This is a genomic window from Paenibacillus sp. J31P190, from assembly GCF_059692075.1.
In genome coordinates, this window is record NZ_JCAUAS010000001.1 from 247,548 (window position 1) to 265,272 (window position 17,725).

Consider the following 17,725-nt stretch of genomic DNA (forward strand, 5'->3'; position numbering starts at 1 on the left):
GCATTTAAGCGCGGTTTTGGAGCCTATTTCATTCACTCCTCAGCGAAAGCGCGTTTTCCGCGCTTTCAACCTGCGCCGCCTCAGTCCATAGTAAGTACGTCTTTCTTTGACAGCAGCTAAAAATGAGTTACTCGTATTTATCTCTCCTCTGGTTCTATCTTCTGATAGAATTAAGTTTCGAAGTTTGAGATCCCTCCCCACGGGGAATAATCGGATGTAAATCAAGAGATCAGGAGGGATGATTCACATGGCGGTCTCAACCAAAGGAACACTGCTCGTGGAAGGGCACGAGTTGACCATTACGAACCCGAACAAGCTTCTATGGCCTGAAATGGGCATTACCAAGGCCGATTATCTTGCTAAATTAACCGAGTTGTCTCCTTTCCTTCTGCGCTATTGCCGTAATCGCCACTTAACAACGATTCGTTTCCCTAACGGTTATAATGAAAAATCCTTTTATCAAAAAAATGCCCCCGATCCGGTACCTAGCTTCGTAAAGCTGGCGCCGCTGGATGGCATTAATTACATCAATCTAGACTCGTTACCGACCCTGATATGGTTGGGAAACTTGGCTTGTTTGGAGTTTCATCCTTCCTTCCACCGAATTGGCGAGACGCTGCCAGCAGAATGGGTGATCGATATCGATCCTTCGCTAGAGGAAGAGCCGCGTATTATGGAGGCTGCCCACATCATTGGAGAAGTGTTGGATTCCCTGCATATTCAGTCGATTCCCAAAACCTCAGGCGCTACTGGTGTTCAGATCTACATCCCTATTCAGCATGGTTACACATTTGAAGAGCTTCGCCGTATCGGTCATTTTATTGGCGCCTTTGTCGTGAAGAAGTATCCTAATCTTTTTACCATCGAAAGGTTCAAGAAAAATCGCGGTGATAAAATCTACGTAGACTACCTGCAGCACTGGTATGGAAAAACATTATCCGCTCCTTATACACCACGCGCCAAAAAGGACGCCTCTGTCTCCACCCCCCTGTTATGGAAAGAGGTAGAGCTGCGTCCTAGTATCCGAGATTTCAACTTACATACGGTGATGAACCGTTTGAGAACGTATGGCGACCTCATTGAGAAGGTCCCTCCACAAAATTTGAACGCCATTTTAGAGCGTCTAAAATAATGTAGCAGCCTTTCACAGAACTCCCTCATTAGAATAAAGGGGATAATAATCGGGCAATGACTTCCTTCCCCTTTTCCATCCGGGACCTCATCTCAAATTGGGCTAATTTCAGCTCAACACTATCCTTCAAATCCATTAAAAAATCAGCCTCTAAGCGCACAATTTCATCCTTATTAAACATCACGGCATTCAATTCAAAGTTGCTAAAAAAGCTGCGCATATCCACGTTCGCCGTACCTACTGTAGCCATCAAGTGGTCAACGATCATGACCTTTGCGTGCATGAAGCCTTTGCGATATAAATAGAACTGTACTCCCGCCTGCATCAGCTCAAGCAGATAGGATCGCGATGCGTACTGAACGATTTTGGAATCGGATTTGTAAGGAAGAATAATACGAACATCGACACCGCTGATTACCGCTGTTTTGAGTGCCATAGTGATACTGGGATCCGGAATAAAGTATGGCGTTGTCATATATATTCGCTTCTTAGCTGCCATAATACCTGCGAAGAACATCTCCTGAATAGCATCCCAGTAGGCATCTGGACCGCTTGAAATAACCTGGACCAACGAAGCTTGCGGTTCATTATGCTCAGGAAATAACGATTCATCAGACAATCGCTCCCCGCTAACGAACATCCAGTCTGTCATAAAGGTCTGCTGCAAATAATACACCGAATCGCCGTGCAGCATGAGATGGGTATCCCGCCAGAAACCAAGCTTCGGATCTTTCCCTAAGTATTCATCGGCAATATTGATACCCCCAACGAACCCCATCAAACCATCAACGACAATAATTTTCCGATGATTGCGATAGTTCATCCGTTTATCGAAGAAGGCAATAAGCGGCCGCAAAAAAGGATACACCTCAACCCCAGCTTGCTTAAATTTATTTATGTAGGCCGTAGAAAGCGTATAGCTGCCTACCCCGTCATAAATAACTCTGACCTTGACACCCTCCCTTGCCTTACGGATCAGAACTTCTTGAAATCTCACACCAGTTTCATCATGTCTTATGGTATAAAATTCAAAATGGATATGACTTTTCGCTTGCTCAATTGCCTTTAACATAGCCTCGTAAGTGACTTCCCCGTTGGTCAACACTTCAACTCGATTCTTTGGAGTAATGGGCGAGCCTGGAATGTTATGGAGCAGTCCACCAAGTCGAGGCTCATCAAACAACTGATAACTCCCCGCATTGTTCGCAATCGCAGCCGATTCTTTATACATCCATTGATGTTTAATTTCATCCATTTTACGACGACCTTTGCGCCGAACCATTTTTCTTTGGGTATATTCCTTAGCTAAGAAATAATACATGATAAATCCAATGATTGGAAAAATAAACAAAACGAGCAGCCAGGCTACCGTTTTAGCAGGTCGTTTATATTCGCCGATCAGAATCGTTGCTGTCTGAAAGATGAATAGCAGTAGTAGTATGATAACCCACAACAAATGCTCCAACTCCTCTGCCAATTTCCCCGCAATTTCTTGTCCTGATAGCTTTTGCCAAGGGCTTCTCATCTATACCTATCCTATCGTCCGGACTTGACTGAATAAAATTTTCCAACTTTCGTAATAAAATCCTTTCATTTCGAGAAAAATAGGAAACGCATTCCTATAATGTTCATCCAGATTGCGGCAGGAGGGCCCTCGCATGGTTAAAGCATCCAAACAATTGATGAAAAGTATCCTGCGTAAACGCCCATCGGACAGGCTGGGTGAGAGTGATGAGCAATCCGGGCTTAGTGATTCGTTAGACTATCACTTCATCGAAGAGCTTAAGCAAACTAAACTATCACTCCTTCTACATGAAAATCATGAATTTATTAAAGCCATGTTTCAGGACTGCTCTGATGTTGTCGTACGTGAATTCGAGATCGAACCGCACATTCCGGCACTACTTCTCTTCGTTGATGGACTAACAAACACCCAACTGCTCAACGAAACGATGAAATCGTTAATGCTTCTGGGTGGTGGCCAAACAGCAATCGACCGCATCGCAGGTACGATACTGCCGGTGTCTCAGACACAAATCTCCGATAATTACGGAGACCTGCTCGTTTCTGTTTTGGGCGGAGACACCGCCCTGCTCGTGGAAGGCAACGCGAAAGCCATCCTGCTCGGCATCCGCGGAACAGATAAGCGCTCCGTCGGCGAGCCGGAGACGGAAACGGTCGTGCGCGGACCGAAAGAAGGGTTCGTCGAGAGCATTCGCACGAACACCTCTATGATCCGCCGCAAATTAAAGACGCCTAGATTGAAGATGAAATCCATGAGCGTCGGTAAAGAGAGCAATACCGCTCTCGTCGTCTGCTATCTCGACGACTTGGCCATGCCCTCTCTTGTTGAGGAAGTGGTCAAGCGGATTGAGCAAATCAAGATCGATGCCATTTTGGAATCAGGCATGCTCGAAGAACTCATCCAAGATGAATGGTATTCGCCCTTTCCACAGATCCAATACACAGAACGGCCAGACGTTGTTGCCAGTGCTCTCCTGCAAGGACGAGTGGCCATCCTCGTTGATGGCACACCCTTTGCGCTAGTCGTTCCGTTCGTATTCATACAGGTTATGCAAGCGAGCGAGGATTATTATGAACGATACCAAATCGGTACACTATTACGCTTGCTGCGTTACATCTTCTTGTTTCTGTCGCTCACGGCACCTGCTCTGTATGTAGCTATAACGACGTACCACCATGAACTACTACCGACAACACTGATGTTAAGTGTCGCTGCCGCCCGCGAAGCGATTCCGTTCCCTGCCGTTGTTGAGGCGTTAATCATGGAAATTACATTCGAAGCCTTACGAGAAGCAGGTATTCGATTGCCCAAGGCGGTCGGCTCCGCTGTCTCCATCTTGGGTGCGCTCGTTGTTGGACAAGCCGCTGTCCAAGCCGGCATCGTATCCGCACCGATTGTCATCGTCGTATCCATTACTGGGATTGCTTCATTCACCATCCCGCGTTATAACGGCGCTATCGCCATTCGGATGCTGCGTTTTCCTTTTCTAATCGTTGCCTCCGTATTCGGTTTCTACGGAATTATCTTTTGCTTGATGATTTTATTTGGACATATGGCGAATTTACGTTCCTTCGGAGTGCCTTATTTATCCCCATTAGGACCGTTATCCGCTGGAGACTTACAGGATTCGCTGATTCGCTCTCCTTTGTGGGCGATGGAGAAACGTCCTGCATTTATGGCGATTCAAGACACACAGCGCATGGATCACAAGCTGCCTCAGCAAATCAAGGAGGACGGAGGCGTAGACGGAAGCAGAATTCAGCATGAGCATAAAGCGAGTGAGGAGGGCAAATCAAATGACTCATCGTAGGCGTCTTTTTGTGTTTGGGATGATGATCACCCTCGTGCTGACATTCCTGACAGGCTGTTGGGATCGTACCGAAACCAACGATATCGCCTTTGTGCTCACCTCCTCTATTGATCTGGAGGACGACGGCAAGTATCGCGTTACCTATATGTTACCCCTCCCCGGTTCCATGGGCGGCGCCAGCGGGGGTGGAGGCGGTACGAGCGGAGGCAAAAGTTACTATATAGATTCAGAAGTCGGAACAACGATACGGGAAGCAACAAGCAAGCTGCAAATGCGAATGTCGCGCAGACTGTTTCTATCACATCGGCGAACGATCGTCCTAGGCGAAAAGCTTGCCAAGGCAGGAATCGGCATCATGTTTGACGATGCGGCGCGCACGCCGGAGAGCCGGCTGACCTGCTTTCTCGTCGTGACGAAGGGCAAAGGCTACGACCTGCTGAATGCGGAGCCCAAGTTTGAACGTTTTCCCTCCGAAGTCATTCGCGAAATAACGAAATCGCGCCGCGCGATGGCGACATCCACGAAGGATATTGGCATTTCGCTTAGCTTTAACAGTGATCCTATTTTGAGTTACCTCGAAGCCAAGGAAACCCAAGGAGCTAAGAAGCCCTCTCAAGAAATTCAGCTAGTTGGCTATGGTCAGTTCAAAGGAGACCGAATGGTTGGCATTTACAAGAACCAGGAGGCGAGTGGACTCATGTGGATGAGAAACCGTGTTAGAGAACATCTTCTCACCTTTCCGCTCGAATCAGGCAAAGATATCTCCATTCTCGTTAAGGAAGGACATACCGAAATCAAACCTATACTGCAAGGGGACAAGGTCATCTTTCAACTTACTCTAGAGGCTAAAGGGGTCATTGGTGAAGATTTATCCGAACAAGATCTCAACAAGCCGGAGGCCATCCACAAGGTGGAGCGTAAATTCGCAGAGCAAGTGAAGAAATGCGTCCAAGCCGCCATTAAGCAAATGCAAAAGGAAGGGACCGATTCAGCGCAATTGGGTTTAATGGTTTGGAGGAGTCATCCTAATACGTGGAACAGTGGTTTAAAAAAACAGTGGCGAGACGTGTTTAAAGAAGCTGAATTCCGCATCAAGGTGGAAGCCTCCATCACCGAAACCGGTCTTATCAATCAGAATGTGACCAAAGATGGGAGATAGCGATGAACAGCATATTTATACTTAGTTTTCTTTTCATTATGATTACCAGCCTTCTGATAGACCGCAAGCTACTTAAGCATCAGAAAGGCAATGTAAAGGTAACGTATGGGCTAATTACCTTTGTCACATTCGTACTCTTTATCACCAAATATTTACACATACCGATTCCGATGCCATCGCGCTTCTTTATCCACACGGTCTCCCCTTGGTTTAGTCATTTAATGGGCATTTGATTGCAAATTAGCATCAATAACTCAATGATTCAGTGATCAGCCCTTGCAGCAATTGAAAAGGCGGTGTCTTTCATGGATAAAAAACAAGTGATCAACCAGAGACAGCTGGCATGGCTGGCCTCATCCGTCATCACAAGCGGAGGCATCTTTACGTTGCAAAATGTACTGATTCGAGTAAGTGAGATGGATGCGTGGTTCAGCTATATCCTATCTGTTTTCTATATATTTGTGATTGCAGCCTTTTTCGGATATTTAGTGAAGATGTTTCCCAAGCTGAACATTTTCGAAATATCCATACATTTGCTGGGGCGCTGGGGCGGAACTGCCGTCAATCTCTTGATTTTGTTCCACTTCTGGCAAATTCTCGTGCAGGATATGGCTGCCGCGTCGAAATACAATTCCACGTTGTTGCTGCATAACACACCCTTGGAAATCTTAGTTCTGATACCCTGTTTGTATCTGATTTATTTTGGGAGAAGCAGCGTTGAAATCGTCGCTCGCGTCAATGACATGTTCTATCCACTCTTCGTCATCGCGACTTTGTCGATGCCGCTGTTGCTATCGAACGAATTCAATCTTCAGCTCGCTATGCCCGTTCTCACAATGCCGTCCAAACAATTGGCCTTCAGCAACCTGCTTACCATCGGAAGCGCGGGTGATATTTTCATTCTCGGCGCCTTTCTGCACATGATGTACAACGCCAATCAAATCCGTTCCGCAATCCGACACGGGTCCCTGCTCGGTATTTGCCTGTTCACGCTTCTTATTTTTTTGGTACTTACCGTTTTGGGACCCAAAATGTCAGCGAACTTCATATATCCCGCTTACAATTTGGTGCAAGTGATCCATGTGACGGATTTCCTCGATCGGCTAGACATCGTTCTCATGACCATCTGGTTACCCGTACTAGGTTGCAAAATGATCGCGATTTATTTGGCGATTCTCTTAGGCATTAGCTCAATCATCAAGGAGCGCAACTATCCCATCATTAACAAGCAGGTTGCCCTCTTGGTGGCGCTTACGACGATTCTATCGTTCAAAAGTATCACTGAGGTGCTCGCCTTCGCGAATTTCAGCATGCCGCTCATCGTACTGGGATATCAGCCTTTCGTGATCGGCATCCTCTTCGCTGCCGCGAGGATCAAGCTCCGGAAGCAGCCACAACCAGCGGTGCATCCCAGAGACAATGGGAATTCTAATATTGCCCCTCCCGAACAGATGACCAAGATCACTGCGCGATTTTCTTACAAGCAATGGGTATGGCTGGGCAATATCCTAATGGTCTTTTCTACAGTCTGCATTGTCATCGGACTTGCCTTCGGCAAGTATAAGCCTATCATGAGCACGGCCTGCGCAATGTGTTTTGCTTGTTGTTTATTCCTTACGGTCCTAACAACTTATATGGAGGTGAACCTTTCGAAGCAATCAGAAGCCGGTAAATGATATTGTGGCAAAAAAATGCGTAAAAAAAACGCACCCTCATAAAGAGGTGCGTTACATGGCTAGACAGGAACTGATTGGCTTAACCGACTTTTGGCCACTTTCAAGTAGCCATACATATTTAGATATTCGCTTTCATTCGCGAATCGCAATTTTAAAGACCCTGCGGCTTCTTGGATATAAGGTTTCAGGGCTGATGCGCCTCCGCCAATCACATAGAAGCATTGAATATCGGGATATTTGCGCCAGCGCTTTTTGATCATCTCGATCATGCGCAAAGCCGCGCGTCGGAAATGCTGGTCCACGATCGGCCGAATATCGACCTGTCCTTCGCCAAGAAGTTGAATCGTAAACTCACGATTCTTCACTCGCTGAACCAGCTTCGCGCGGCTTGGGAACACGTAGCCGTAAGCATCTTCGACATCGCGAATGACGGCATCCAGGTAGGTAGCGATGCCAATTTGCTCGCCATGGCTGAAGTGATTATCAATGGCCATCCGTTTGATAACAGGGAAATCCGTTGTCAGCGCGCCGATCTCGCAAACGCCGATGCAGCCGTTGTAAATCTCTTCATCCTTGACTTGCAAGCTATCGTGCGTAGCCAAATGGAACATAGCTGCCGCCCCTTCAATGGAAACTGCAACCTTGCGAACCGATACTTTAATCTTACGGTTTTGGAATTGTGGAGTGGATAGAAACGTCACTTCATGCTCACCAAGAAGTCTTTGCTCGAATTGCTGATTGAACTTCGCAAACGCACGGACAGGCAAGCCGGTTCCTAGCGTATACTCGACTTCGTCTACATTTCCGTACCCAGCATTAAAGGCTTGGTTGCTGAGACCTTGATAAGCTAGGGCAGTAAGCGCAACAATAAGGGATTGATCCGATATCGCTTTATTATCCGTGTCTTCAAGCTCCAGGTTATCTTCATGTTCCAAAGCAAGTTGTCCGACGAAATAGCGTTGATTTCTTTGTGAAAGGGATGGGCTGTAAATCATCACATCCAGCGCTTTCAATGGTGAGTCCTCTTCCTGCAAAATATGTCTTTCGTATCCCGGCGCAATGATATTCGGGATCACTAACGGTTCTCTAGAACCATCCAGCACCAGTTTAATACTATCGTTCCCTATATCGATACCTGCAAGCTTTATCATTAGTGGCTACACTCCATATCTACAACTTCCTGTATTTGTTAAGTACATTCGATTATATCCGACAAGATTCCTTCCTACTTTCGACTCATTTTATCTAGGACTAGTAGGTATTAGGAAGGTTTTTATCAGAATATGACGAATGAAGTACAGGAATATGAACTTTACCAAATTCAACCACGACAGGAGACAACTAAGCCTTTATGAAGCTCAACTGGAAACCCAAAAAACTGACGCTAGTCATCATTCCAGATGCCAATCAATCGGTCGTCAGGTTTCGTATTCCCCATTTATTCGCCTATATCGCTGCAGCATGCTTCTCCGTGCTACTGCTAATTTCTATAATCACATATGTGATGCATGCAAGCACCTTGAAAAAAGCTAGCGCTCTGCAATCTAAGCTAACTGGAGCTAACCAGCAATGGAGCGCTGCATTAAATTCCAAAGACAAGGCCATCGAACAGTTACAGAATGAAGTTATTCAACTGTCTCAACAAGCCGAACAAATGAAGACGCAAGTCGAAGAGATGAAGAAATTCGAAAGTGATCTCAAATCGATTGCCGGAATCGACGCAAACACAGCCGGCACAGCGGTTGCCAGCACGTCACCCAGCACACAGGATAAACCTGCGGATGCAGATGGAAAGCTCCCTACCCTTGACAGCGGTATTGGCGGAAGCCCTAATCCAGCTTCTCAGGAAGACATTATAAAGCTTGGTGAGCAGACGTTAGCTTCCTTCACGGCTCTTAACAGCGAAGTGAAAGAGCTGCAAACCAACTTAACCGCAACGAAGCAAAAGGTTGCCGATAAGCAGCAATTGCTTCGCATTACCCCGACCCTGTGGCCGACTACCACCAAGGTTGTCACATCGACGTTTGGTTACCGCACAGACCCTTTTACGCATCGTCCAAGCTTTCATTCGGGCATTGATTTCGGTGCCCGTGAGAATGATCCTGTCTATGCAACCGCAGACGGTAAAGTCGTCAGTACGGGGAGTGATATGTTCCACGGCAACAATATCGTCATCGAGCATTCTAAGGGATTACGTACTTGGTACATGCATTTAAATAAAATTTTAGTGAATAAGGGAGATCTCGTGGTAAAAGGTAGTTCTATAGGCCTAGTTGGATCCACGGGACGCAGTACTGGACCTCATCTGCACTATGAAGTACTCAAAAACGGGGAAAGCATCGATCCCAAACCATACCTCAAAGCGATTCGAAAGGATGAATAACCACCATGTTTAAGAAAAAGAAAGACTTCATGAATCCGAATACAACAGATACTTTGATTGGAGAAGGTACAACCTTTGAAGGTCGTATTAAATCAGAAGCGAGCATTCGCATTGAAGGCGGCATTACAGGTGATATCGAATGCGCAGGGGATGTTATTATTGGGGAAAATGGCGTTGTAAAATCCAATATCTCTGCAAGAGACGTTGTATTGGCAGGAAGTGTGCAGGGTAACATTATCACCAAGGGCAAACTGACAATAACTTCTACTGGTTCCCTTCAAGGCAATATCAGCGCGGCTTCCTTTATCATTGAAGAAGGCGGACTATTCCAAGGAAACAGTAAAATGGACTCGAAAACATCCACAACGGCTCCTATCCAAAACGGTGAGCAAGACAACGGGAATAAACCTGCCTCATCCGCCAATGGGGCATTTAAGGGGAATACGGTGGCTATGTAAGGGTCTCGCCTAGGCTTGGGGCTAGGCGCATGTTATAATAGTTGGAAACTCATTTCTAACTGATGCAGGAGACAGGGCCTATGAGAGAACAAACGATACTTTTTGATCTTGACGATACGTTGGTGCATTGTAATAAATATTTTGACTTCGTGATTGACCAGTTTATCGATCTTATGCTCACTTGGTACTCCGGACACGGACTTAGCGCGCAGGACATCAAGCAGAAGCAGCTCCAAATTGATCTCGCTGGCATCCACATTCATGGCTTTATGCCGGATCGTTTTCCCAAATCATTTGTTGAGACATACCAATGGTTCGCCTCACAGTATAACCGTCCAACGAATGTAAAAGAAGAATCATGGTTAATGCAATTAGGCCATACTGTCTATGAATACACGGCAGAGCCTTATCCGCAAATGAACGAAACACTCGATCATCTCCAGCAAGCTGGACACCGATTGTTCCTATATACAGGTGGCGATGCAACTATCCAAATGAAAAAAGTGAAGGATTTGAGCTTAGACACCTACTTTGATGATCGCATCTTTGTTACAGTGCATAAGACGAGAGAATATATGGAAACGATCATGAATGAACAGCGTTTTGATCGCAACCACACATGGATGATCGGCAACTCGATCAAGACGGATGTACTGCCTGCGCTGCATGCCGGTATTCACTCGATTCACATTCCTGTACAGCAGGACTGGGAGTACAACAAAGGAACCATCGACATCACTCCCAAAGGGGCGTTCTATCAGTTGAACTCCTTGCAGGAAGTTCCCGATACCATCCACGCGTATATTCAAAAATGAGAAAACCTCTATCGAAGCCATTCAAAGATGAGCGACCGCGTTTAGAGGTAGGTTTTATCGCCAATAAGAAAGCGGTTTTCGTGAACCGAAAACTTATCTTTCTTATGTGGTGAGAAAAGGACGAATTCCAAAGGTTACCTAACCTAGGAGTCGTCCTTTTTTGTATCCGTTAGTCTCTGGTCCACCCGATAATCAAGCAGCTACATCGCGTCTGCGGAATATTTCCCATGAAAGTACATTAAACAATAAGAAGTAGAAGAGCAGCACGGTGATAGAGAAACCAAGCGTCATCCCTTCTGCCAGCGGCTGCCCCTCAAGGTAGGGAGTGAGATCCGTATTGGCGAACAAGAAATACTTTCCCCAGCTGTATCTCATCAGTAATAGCGTAATAACTTGCCCTGCGAACATGATGAAAATGCTGAGACCAATGGCTAATGATGAGCTGCGAAATACGGTCGAGATCATGAAGGCCATTGTCACGATCATGACGAGTTCGATCAGCTTTAGTCCATAGGTTGCAAACACATATACCAGCATACTCCCTTCATGAACTTGTCCTGCTGCATTTACAGTCAAGTGTGGAAGGTTTAGACTCTGGAATCCGTATAGGAAGCCGTTCACAATCAGAGAAGTAATAAACATCACAATCAGTAGCGTAGCTGCAAACAGAAGCGTTGTTAGATACTTAGACAACAGAATCTTCGCTCGACTGGCAGGACGAATGAGCAGCAGCTTAATCGTCCCCCATGTAAATTCACCAGCGACCATATCTCCGGCAATAATCACGGTAAATAACGTAACCATGATGATTAATCCTGCTGCGCTAAGAGTGCCACCCCACAGCGTGTTATCTGTCGGAGGGTAATTATGATCCAACATGTACTGCTGAAGCGCTATGTCCTCCCTCATCTGCTGTTGAAATTTGGTCGGCACATCCGGATTTTCCAGCTCTTTCTGATTCTGCTCAATCGATTCCGCCGCTCTTATTTTCCAGTCTTCATTTGCTTTATAACCCGAATGTGAGAATAGTGCTGCTAATACGACAATGGCAATCAATAATCCACCTAGAATCCAAGTTCGCAGCCTACGATAAATTTTCATTTGTTCATTTCGAATGAGATTAAGCAATCGGATCACTTCCCGTCATCTCTAAAAATTGATCTTCCAGGGATTTGGTTGCCGCTCGGATGCCGTAGACCGCAATCCCTGCCTCTACGAATCTTTTGTTCCACACAGCGGTTTCTTGCTTATCGAGATTCATGATAAGGTCATTCCCAGCTACTTCCACTGCTGCTCCGTGTTCAGCTGCTAATGTCAAAGCTTGATCCATCGACGCCACCTCAAAAGCCACCTGCTGCTTGCCATCCGCCTGAACAAATTCTTTAATCAGTCTGACGTCCACCAGCTTCCCGTTCTGAATAATGGCGACTCGGTCGCACATCAACTCCATCTCCGATAGTAAGTGACTGGACACGATAACAGAGATTCCATCCTCGCGGGTAAGCTTTCGTAAATGATCACGCAGCTCGCGAATACCTGCTGGATCCAGCCCATTGGTAGGCTCGTCTAGGATGAGTACAGACGGCTTATGCAGCAAGGCTTGAGCAATTCCAAGCCTTTGGCGCATGCCGAGGGAGTACGTTTTGACCTTATCATGGATTCTATTTTCCATACCAACAAGATCAATGACCTCTTGAATTCGGTCTTCCTCAATGCCCGGGAACATTCTCGCATAATGGACCAAATTCTCATAACCGCTTAGAAACTTGTACATTTCCGGATTTTCTACAATAGCGCCAACATGACGAATCGCTTGCTCAAAATGGGTACGAATCGAATACCCGCCAATCCGTATATCCCCTTCCGTGATCGACATGAGTCCGACCATCATCCGAATGGTTGTCGTTTTTCCCGCTCCGTTCGGACCAAGAAACCCAAACACCTCGCCCCGCGGCACCTCAAAGCTTAATTTATCAATAATCGTCTTAGAACCGATGCGTTTCGTAATTTGATCGATTTTTACAATCGGCGTTATGGCCTCTGTTGTTGCCGTCATCCTTAGCACTCCCCTAACTTTAACCAATATAACCCAATGCTACCCTACTTGAACCGCTTTGCCTAGTAAACTTCCTAAGAATAGTCATAGAGAAAGGTCACAAATTATCACCCTACCATATGACTGCGCTCACTATGGCTTTTTCCTAATTTTATGTACAATGATCATATAAGATCTTGTGTAAAGGAGTCCTTTTATGATTCAAAGAAGACCTTGGCACGGTGTGGAGTGGTCTCTATTTATCGTCTTGACCGGTTCTTCGCTGCTTGGCCTACTTTATGCGCTCCTGCATATGCATGAGCATGAACTAACGACTACCATCCAAACGATATTCGCCATCCTCCTGTCCTATGGTGTTCCATTTCTATTCTGGAGACCGAACTACATCAACTCAACTTTCTATCCGATTGCCGTGCTGCTGACAGGTATTCCTCTACAAATCTATCTTTCATGGATGCAGCAGGATGCTTACCTTTCTATTAATTGCCCATTAATGGTCATTGGATTCCTCACCGACCGAAAAAATGCTTGGTGGACCGCTCCCATATTTATGGTCGCTGTGCCTGTTGAGTATTTTTTCATCCTACATAGCGGGATGGGGGTTGGTCAATTATTTAGCATTATCTTAAATGCTGTGCTATTCTTTGCCATTGGCCTTAGCTTACAACGGGTTGTGACTTCGAATGAGAAGACCGAAAAGCTTTTAGCCGAGAACCAACGTCAGTACCATTTAATCCATGAGCAAAATAACGCATTAGAGCAGTACGCCAACCAAATCGAACAGCTTACGCTGCTCGAGGAACGCAACCGGATGGCTCGTGAATTACACGATACAGTAGGTCATACGTTTACTTCCGTCATCATGGGGATGGACGCTGTGTCCTACCTGATCGAAACAGCGCCAGACAAAGCCAAAGAAAAGCTTGACGTCCTGCGTAGTGTAACCCGCAATGGACTCGAAGAAGTACGCCGCAGCATTCATCAGATGGTTCCCGAGGGCGATATGCTGCTCTCCCAACAATTGACGAGATTGGCCAACGAATTTGCCCTTCATACCGGGACCCAAATACGGTTCACAACTGTCGGTGAGGAATTCGAAATTCCGAAACAAACCAAACTTTCGCTCATTCGCTGTCTGCAAGAATCACTGACCAATGCCAAACGGCATGGCCGGGCTTCCACCGTAGAAGTTACCCTAACTTACTCCGACAGTTTAGTCGACATTCGCATTGAGGACGATGGCATCGGTACGGAGCAGCTGAAAGTTGGCTTTGGTATCAACGCCATGCAGGAACGCATATTTGCTCTGCAGGGTACACTGCAGGTAAGCTCCACATTAGGTCAAGGTACTATCGTCCATTGTTCCATTCCTGCCAAACGCTCGCCGTCATTCTAAATCCTTTCCCGTTGGAAGCACCGGGTGGTACAATGTGGATACAAACTTAAGCAGCGCTTTCGACGCCAGTTTTTCTGGCGAAAAACTCAAGTAACGCTTTCGATGCCAGTTTTTCTGGCGAAAAACTCTGAGGAGGACCAAGCATGAACATGACCCCGCTTAAACTTCTCCTGGTCGATGATCAGGATTTAATACGAGAAAGCCTACACATCGTACTTGATATGGATCCGGATATTCATGTTGTCGGTTTGGCTGAGAACGGTCACATTGCATTACAGCAGTGCGAAGAACAGCAGCCTGACGTGGTTCTCATGGACATTCATATGCCTGTCATGGATGGCGTCGAAGCGACCCGCCAAATCAAGGCCGCATGGCCTCAGATTCGTGTCATCATCCTGACTACCTTCCAGGAAATCAGCTATGTCGTTGATGCCCTAGGAGCGGGTGCCGAAGGCTATTTGCTCAAAGCCATTCATCCGAAGGATCTGGCGGCCGGCATCAAATGGGTGCATCAAGGCGGCACACTCATCCCGCAAGATATCGCCAGAATGCTCGTCCAGGAGGCGAGAGGCGCTGCAGATCATACATCGCAGGGTGCCGGAGTCAAAGCAGCGGAAGAGCAGGTTCGGGCCGATGCTTACGGACTCAGCGAGCGCGAGGTGCAAGTACTGCACTGTATTGCCGATGGCCTCAATAACAGAGAAATTGCCGAAAAGTTATTCTTGTCCGAAGGCACCGTGAAAAACTATATTTCCAGCATATACTCGAAAATGGACGTCCGAGACCGCGTGCAAGCATCCAAGAAGGCACATGAAGAAGGGATGCTATAGATTTTCAATTGCACTAAGACAAGGAAAGACCGCTCTTCGACTAGGAAGATGCGGTCTTTTGTCTTTTTCAACTATCCGAAAAGCTTCTCCAGTAACGACTTCTTTCGTTTCCGAATCTTTCTGTAGCTTTTCACCCTGGAATATGTCGGCTCCTCATCAACTGGTTCAGGCCGTTCATCTGAATAGAGCGTCAACTGTTGGGATTCTTTATGCAAAGCTTCGGCATCCATGTCTGTCGGCTGCTGCAGAACTACGATCCCATTTGCCAACTGCTCGTGGAGCTTATGTTCAATTTGATATTTAAATTGCCGCAGCAAATGTTCTTGCTGTTTGTTTTGGAGTTCAAAATGCGCATGAAGCTGCGTTTGAAGATCCGCTACCTGCTGGGAGAGGAGCACAACGGCTTTTTGCAGAGAATGAAGATGCTGTGTACCGATGGGTTCGTCCATTTCAAACTCCTGAAAGTCCTCTCCATTCTCAGCTAGCAGTGCATGCAGTTCCGCAGCCGTAATAAGATCATCTTTCTTCATGTGCTCCCCTCCAATCCGATCATACTAGGCTCCCGCAGCATCGCGCGCTTACCTGCTCCCTCTATTGTACATGATGTGTATGAATTGTTCACCTTTTGATTCTGTGGGTTGGGATTCGCTCAGCGCACAAAACTGCTTTTTTCTCGTTTGTAAGAATGCAAAACATCGTTAGAGACACGATTCCATTGCACGCTTTCCAACAATAAGAATTTAAATTGGCAACGTCCACTCTCATTTGAAAATGTGCAGTATTCTAAGGGATGGGTATAACATTATGAGCTGCAGATTGGATTATGTGCAATGAAATCATCTCAATCTCTCATACCTCAGAAAACTTATACCTTTCTTAATTCTTACAAAAAGGAAGAAACCCAAACCAAGGGTTTCTTCCTTTTTCACATCTTATGGTAAATTCGACGATCCCATTAAGTAACGATCAACTTCACGAGCCGCTGCGCGACCTTCGTTGATCGCCCAAACCACAAGGCTTTGCCCACGACGCATGTCACCGGCAGCGAAGACACCGTCCACGCTTGTCGCAAACTTACCGTAGTCCGCTTTTGCGTTGGAGCGCTCGTCTTTGACGACGCCAAGTTGATCCAGCACCGTGTTCTCCGGTCCTGTGAAGCCCATCGCGATCAGTACCAGCTGAGCTGGGTATACTTTCTCGCTGCCTGGAACTTCCACAGGAACGAACGCACCCTTCTCATTCTTCTGCCATTCGATGAGCACCGTGTGCAGTTCCTTCAAGTTGCCATTCTCATCCCCAACGAATTTCTTCGTGTTGATTAAGTATTGGCGCGGATCTTCACCTTGCACCGCAGCCGCTTCTTGTTGACCGTAGTCCACTTTGTGGACTTTTGGCCATTCCGGCCAAGGATTGTTCGCAGGACGTGTGTCCGGCGACTTCGGCATAATCTCAAATTGCGTAACACTCTTCGCTTTGTGACGCAAAGATGTGCCCACGCAGTCCGTACCCGTGTCACCGCCGCCGATGACGATAACATCCTTACCTTCGGCGGAAATGAACTCGCCGTCAGCGTGCTCGGAATCCAGCAAGCTCTTCGTGTTCTTGCTCAGGAACTCCATCGCTAAGTGGACGCCGCCTAGCTCACGACCCTCGATCGGAAGATCGCGGCCTTTCGTTGCACCGCCGCAAAGAACGATGGCATCGAACTCCTCCTGCAGCTTCTCGATCGGGTAGTTCACACCAACGTGAGCGCCGGTAACGAACGTGATACCTTCGGCTTCCAGCAGATCCACACGACGCTGGACGTACTTCTTATCCAGCTTCATGTTCGGAATCCCGTACATGAGCAGTCCGCCCACACGGTCTGCACGCTCGAACACGGTTACCCAGTGTCCGGCTTTGTTCAGCTGCGCTGCTGCAGCGAGTCCGGACGGACCCGAGCCTACGACAGCTACCTTCTTACCTGTACGCACTTCCGGAGGCTCAGGTGTAATCCAGCCTTCATCGAAGCCTTTATCAATAATGGCTTTCTCGATGCTTTTGATCGTAACCGGTGTATCCTTCAGGCCTACTGTACAAGATCCTTCACATGGCGCCGGACATACACGCCCCGTGAACTCAGGGAAGTTGTTCGTCTTATGCAGACGATCCAGAGCCTCCCTCCATTGACCGCGATACACTAGATCATTCCATTCCGGAATGAGGTTATTAACTGGGCAACCAGCGGCCATGCCGCTGATCAATGCCCCTGTGTGACAAAATGGAATCCCACAGTCCATACATCTAGAGCCTTGCGTCTGCAATTTATCTTCAGTCAGCGGCGTCGCAAACTCCTTCCAATGTCCAATCCGGACTAGGGGAGCAGCTTCAGTTGCCACTTCACGACGATGCTCTATAAAACCAGTTGGTTTACCCATTTACGTTTAATCCCTCCCAATAGTTTTTCGCCAGAAAAACTGGCATCGGAAGCAAGCGTCACATGTTT

Annotated in this window: 16 protein-coding genes; 10 read left to right on the forward strand and 6 right to left on the reverse strand. The window is 46.9% G+C overall.

Going from position 1 to position 17,725, the window contains the following annotated elements; translation table 11 throughout:
* Positions 1-247: 247 nt before the first annotated feature.
* Positions 248-1,132, forward strand: a complete 885-nt coding sequence (gene ligD, locus AC58U0_RS01060) for a non-homologous end-joining DNA ligase (RefSeq protein ID WP_497377148.1) — start codon at positions 248-250, stop codon at positions 1,130-1,132.
* A gap of 28 nt (positions 1,133-1,160) precedes the next feature.
* On the opposite strand, the gene cls is transcribed toward ligD, so the two are convergent.
* Positions 1,161-2,588: a cardiolipin synthase gene (gene cls / locus AC58U0_RS01065; RefSeq protein WP_497377671.1), complete on the reverse strand. Its 1,428-nt coding sequence runs from the start codon at positions 2,586-2,588 to the stop codon at positions 1,161-1,163.
* A gap of 202 nt (positions 2,589-2,790) precedes the next feature.
* On the opposite strand from cls, the gene AC58U0_RS01070 reads away from it, so the two are divergent.
* The 4 genes from AC58U0_RS01070 (at position 2,791) to AC58U0_RS01085 (ending at position 7,302) form a co-directional block, all read left to right on the forward strand.
* Positions 2,791-4,467, forward strand: coding sequence for a spore germination protein (locus AC58U0_RS01070; protein WP_497377149.1), 1,677 nt, complete (start codon positions 2,791-2,793; stop codon positions 4,465-4,467).
* Entirely contained in the window at positions 4,454-5,626 is a 1,173-nt protein-coding gene (locus tag AC58U0_RS01075; RefSeq protein WP_497377150.1) for a Ger(x)C family spore germination protein, read from the forward strand. The genes AC58U0_RS01070 and AC58U0_RS01075 overlap by 14 nt, the downstream gene beginning before the upstream one ends.
* Positions 5,627-5,628: 2 nt before the next feature.
* A complete protein-coding gene (locus tag AC58U0_RS01080; RefSeq protein ID WP_497315815.1) occupies positions 5,629-5,859 on the forward strand; it encodes a hypothetical protein in 231 nt (76 codons plus the stop codon).
* A 72-nt stretch (positions 5,860-5,931) separates the two neighbouring features.
* Entirely contained in the window at positions 5,932-7,302 is a 1,371-nt protein-coding gene (locus AC58U0_RS01085; RefSeq protein WP_497377151.1) for a GerAB/ArcD/ProY family transporter, read from the forward strand.
* A gap of 59 nt (positions 7,303-7,361) precedes the next feature.
* Here the strand turns inward: AC58U0_RS01085 and AC58U0_RS01090 are convergent, their stop codons facing one another.
* Positions 7,362-8,453 (reverse strand): ParM/StbA family protein, encoded by a 1,092-nt coding sequence (locus AC58U0_RS01090; protein WP_497377152.1) that lies wholly within the window; start codon positions 8,451-8,453, stop codon positions 7,362-7,364.
* Positions 8,454-8,653: 200 nt separating this feature from the next.
* Here AC58U0_RS01090 and AC58U0_RS01095 point away from each other — a divergent pair, with 200 nt between their 5' ends.
* The 3 genes from AC58U0_RS01095 to AC58U0_RS01105 all read left to right on the forward strand — a co-directional run bounded on the left by AC58U0_RS01095 (position 8,654) and on the right by AC58U0_RS01105 (position 10,958).
* Complete coding sequence (locus AC58U0_RS01095; RefSeq protein WP_497377153.1) at positions 8,654-9,685, forward strand: M23 family metallopeptidase; 1,032 nt, start codon at positions 8,654-8,656, stop codon at positions 9,683-9,685.
* A 5-nt stretch (positions 9,686-9,690) separates the two neighbouring features.
* Entirely contained in the window at positions 9,691-10,143 is a 453-nt protein-coding gene (locus AC58U0_RS01100; protein WP_052229292.1) for a bactofilin family protein, read from the forward strand.
* Positions 10,144-10,223: 80 nt separating this feature from the next.
* Positions 10,224-10,958: an HAD family hydrolase gene (locus AC58U0_RS01105; RefSeq protein ID WP_497377154.1), complete on the forward strand. Its 735-nt coding sequence runs from the start codon at positions 10,224-10,226 to the stop codon at positions 10,956-10,958.
* Positions 10,959-11,150: 192 nt separating this feature from the next.
* Here the strand turns inward: AC58U0_RS01105 and AC58U0_RS01110 are convergent, their stop codons facing one another.
* Entirely contained in the window at positions 11,151-12,095 is a 945-nt protein-coding gene (locus AC58U0_RS01110) for an ABC transporter permease (RefSeq protein WP_497377155.1), read from the reverse strand.
* On the reverse strand, positions 12,079-13,014 hold the full coding sequence (locus AC58U0_RS01115; protein ID WP_497377156.1) for an ABC transporter ATP-binding protein: 936 nt from the start codon (positions 13,012-13,014) through the stop codon (positions 12,079-12,081). Before AC58U0_RS01115 ends, AC58U0_RS01110 begins: the two co-directional genes overlap by 17 nt.
* Before the next feature lie 196 nt (positions 13,015-13,210).
* Here AC58U0_RS01115 and AC58U0_RS01120 point away from each other — a divergent pair, with 196 nt between their 5' ends.
* Together AC58U0_RS01120 and AC58U0_RS01125 are read left to right on the forward strand one after the other, a co-directional pair.
* Positions 13,211-14,410 (forward strand): sensor histidine kinase, encoded by a 1,200-nt coding sequence (locus tag AC58U0_RS01120; RefSeq protein WP_497377157.1) that lies wholly within the window; start codon positions 13,211-13,213, stop codon positions 14,408-14,410.
* A gap of 143 nt (positions 14,411-14,553) precedes the next feature.
* Positions 14,554-15,240 (forward strand): response regulator transcription factor, encoded by a 687-nt coding sequence (locus AC58U0_RS01125; protein ID WP_497377158.1) that lies wholly within the window; start codon positions 14,554-14,556, stop codon positions 15,238-15,240.
* A 71-nt stretch (positions 15,241-15,311) separates the two neighbouring features.
* Here the strand turns inward: AC58U0_RS01125 and AC58U0_RS01130 are convergent, their stop codons facing one another.
* Together AC58U0_RS01130 and AC58U0_RS01135 are read right to left on the reverse strand one after the other, a co-directional pair.
* Complete coding sequence (locus AC58U0_RS01130) at positions 15,312-15,770, reverse strand: hypothetical protein (RefSeq protein WP_497377159.1); 459 nt, start codon at positions 15,768-15,770, stop codon at positions 15,312-15,314.
* Positions 15,771-16,172: 402 nt separating this feature from the next.
* Entirely contained in the window at positions 16,173-17,657 is a 1,485-nt protein-coding gene (locus AC58U0_RS01135) for a glutamate synthase subunit beta (RefSeq protein WP_497377160.1), read from the reverse strand.
* Positions 17,658-17,725 lie beyond the last annotated feature (68 nt).

Coding starts and splice junctions, on each gene's coding strand:
- ligD (WP_497377148.1), top strand. CDS start 248: ATGGCGGTCTCAACCAAAGGAACACTGCTCGTGGAAGGGCACGAGTTG.
- AC58U0_RS01070 (WP_497377149.1), top strand. CDS start 2,791: ATGGTTAAAGCATCCAAACAATTGATGAAAAGTATCCTGCGTAAACGC.
- AC58U0_RS01075 (WP_497377150.1), top strand. CDS start 4,454: ATGACTCATCGTAGGCGTCTTTTTGTGTTTGGGATGATGATCACCCTC.
- AC58U0_RS01080 (WP_497315815.1), top strand. CDS start 5,629: ATGAACAGCATATTTATACTTAGTTTTCTTTTCATTATGATTACCAGC.
- AC58U0_RS01085 (WP_497377151.1), top strand. CDS start 5,932: ATGGATAAAAAACAAGTGATCAACCAGAGACAGCTGGCATGGCTGGCC.
- AC58U0_RS01090 (WP_497377152.1), bottom strand. CDS start 8,453: ATGATAAAGCTTGCAGGTATCGATATAGGGAACGATAGTATTAAACTG.
- AC58U0_RS01095 (WP_497377153.1), top strand. CDS start 8,654: ATGAAGCTCAACTGGAAACCCAAAAAACTGACGCTAGTCATCATTCCA.
- AC58U0_RS01100 (WP_052229292.1), top strand. CDS start 9,691: ATGTTTAAGAAAAAGAAAGACTTCATGAATCCGAATACAACAGATACT.
- AC58U0_RS01105 (WP_497377154.1), top strand. CDS start 10,224: ATGAGAGAACAAACGATACTTTTTGATCTTGACGATACGTTGGTGCAT.
- AC58U0_RS01115 (WP_497377156.1), bottom strand. CDS start 13,014: ATGACGGCAACAACAGAGGCCATAACGCCGATTGTAAAAATCGATCAA.
- AC58U0_RS01120 (WP_497377157.1), top strand. CDS start 13,211: ATGATTCAAAGAAGACCTTGGCACGGTGTGGAGTGGTCTCTATTTATC.
- AC58U0_RS01125 (WP_497377158.1), top strand. CDS start 14,554: ATGAACATGACCCCGCTTAAACTTCTCCTGGTCGATGATCAGGATTTA.
- AC58U0_RS01130 (WP_497377159.1), bottom strand. CDS start 15,770: ATGAAGAAAGATGATCTTATTACGGCTGCGGAACTGCATGCACTGCTA.
- AC58U0_RS01135 (WP_497377160.1), bottom strand. CDS start 17,657: ATGGGTAAACCAACTGGTTTTATAGAGCATCGTCGTGAAGTGGCAACT.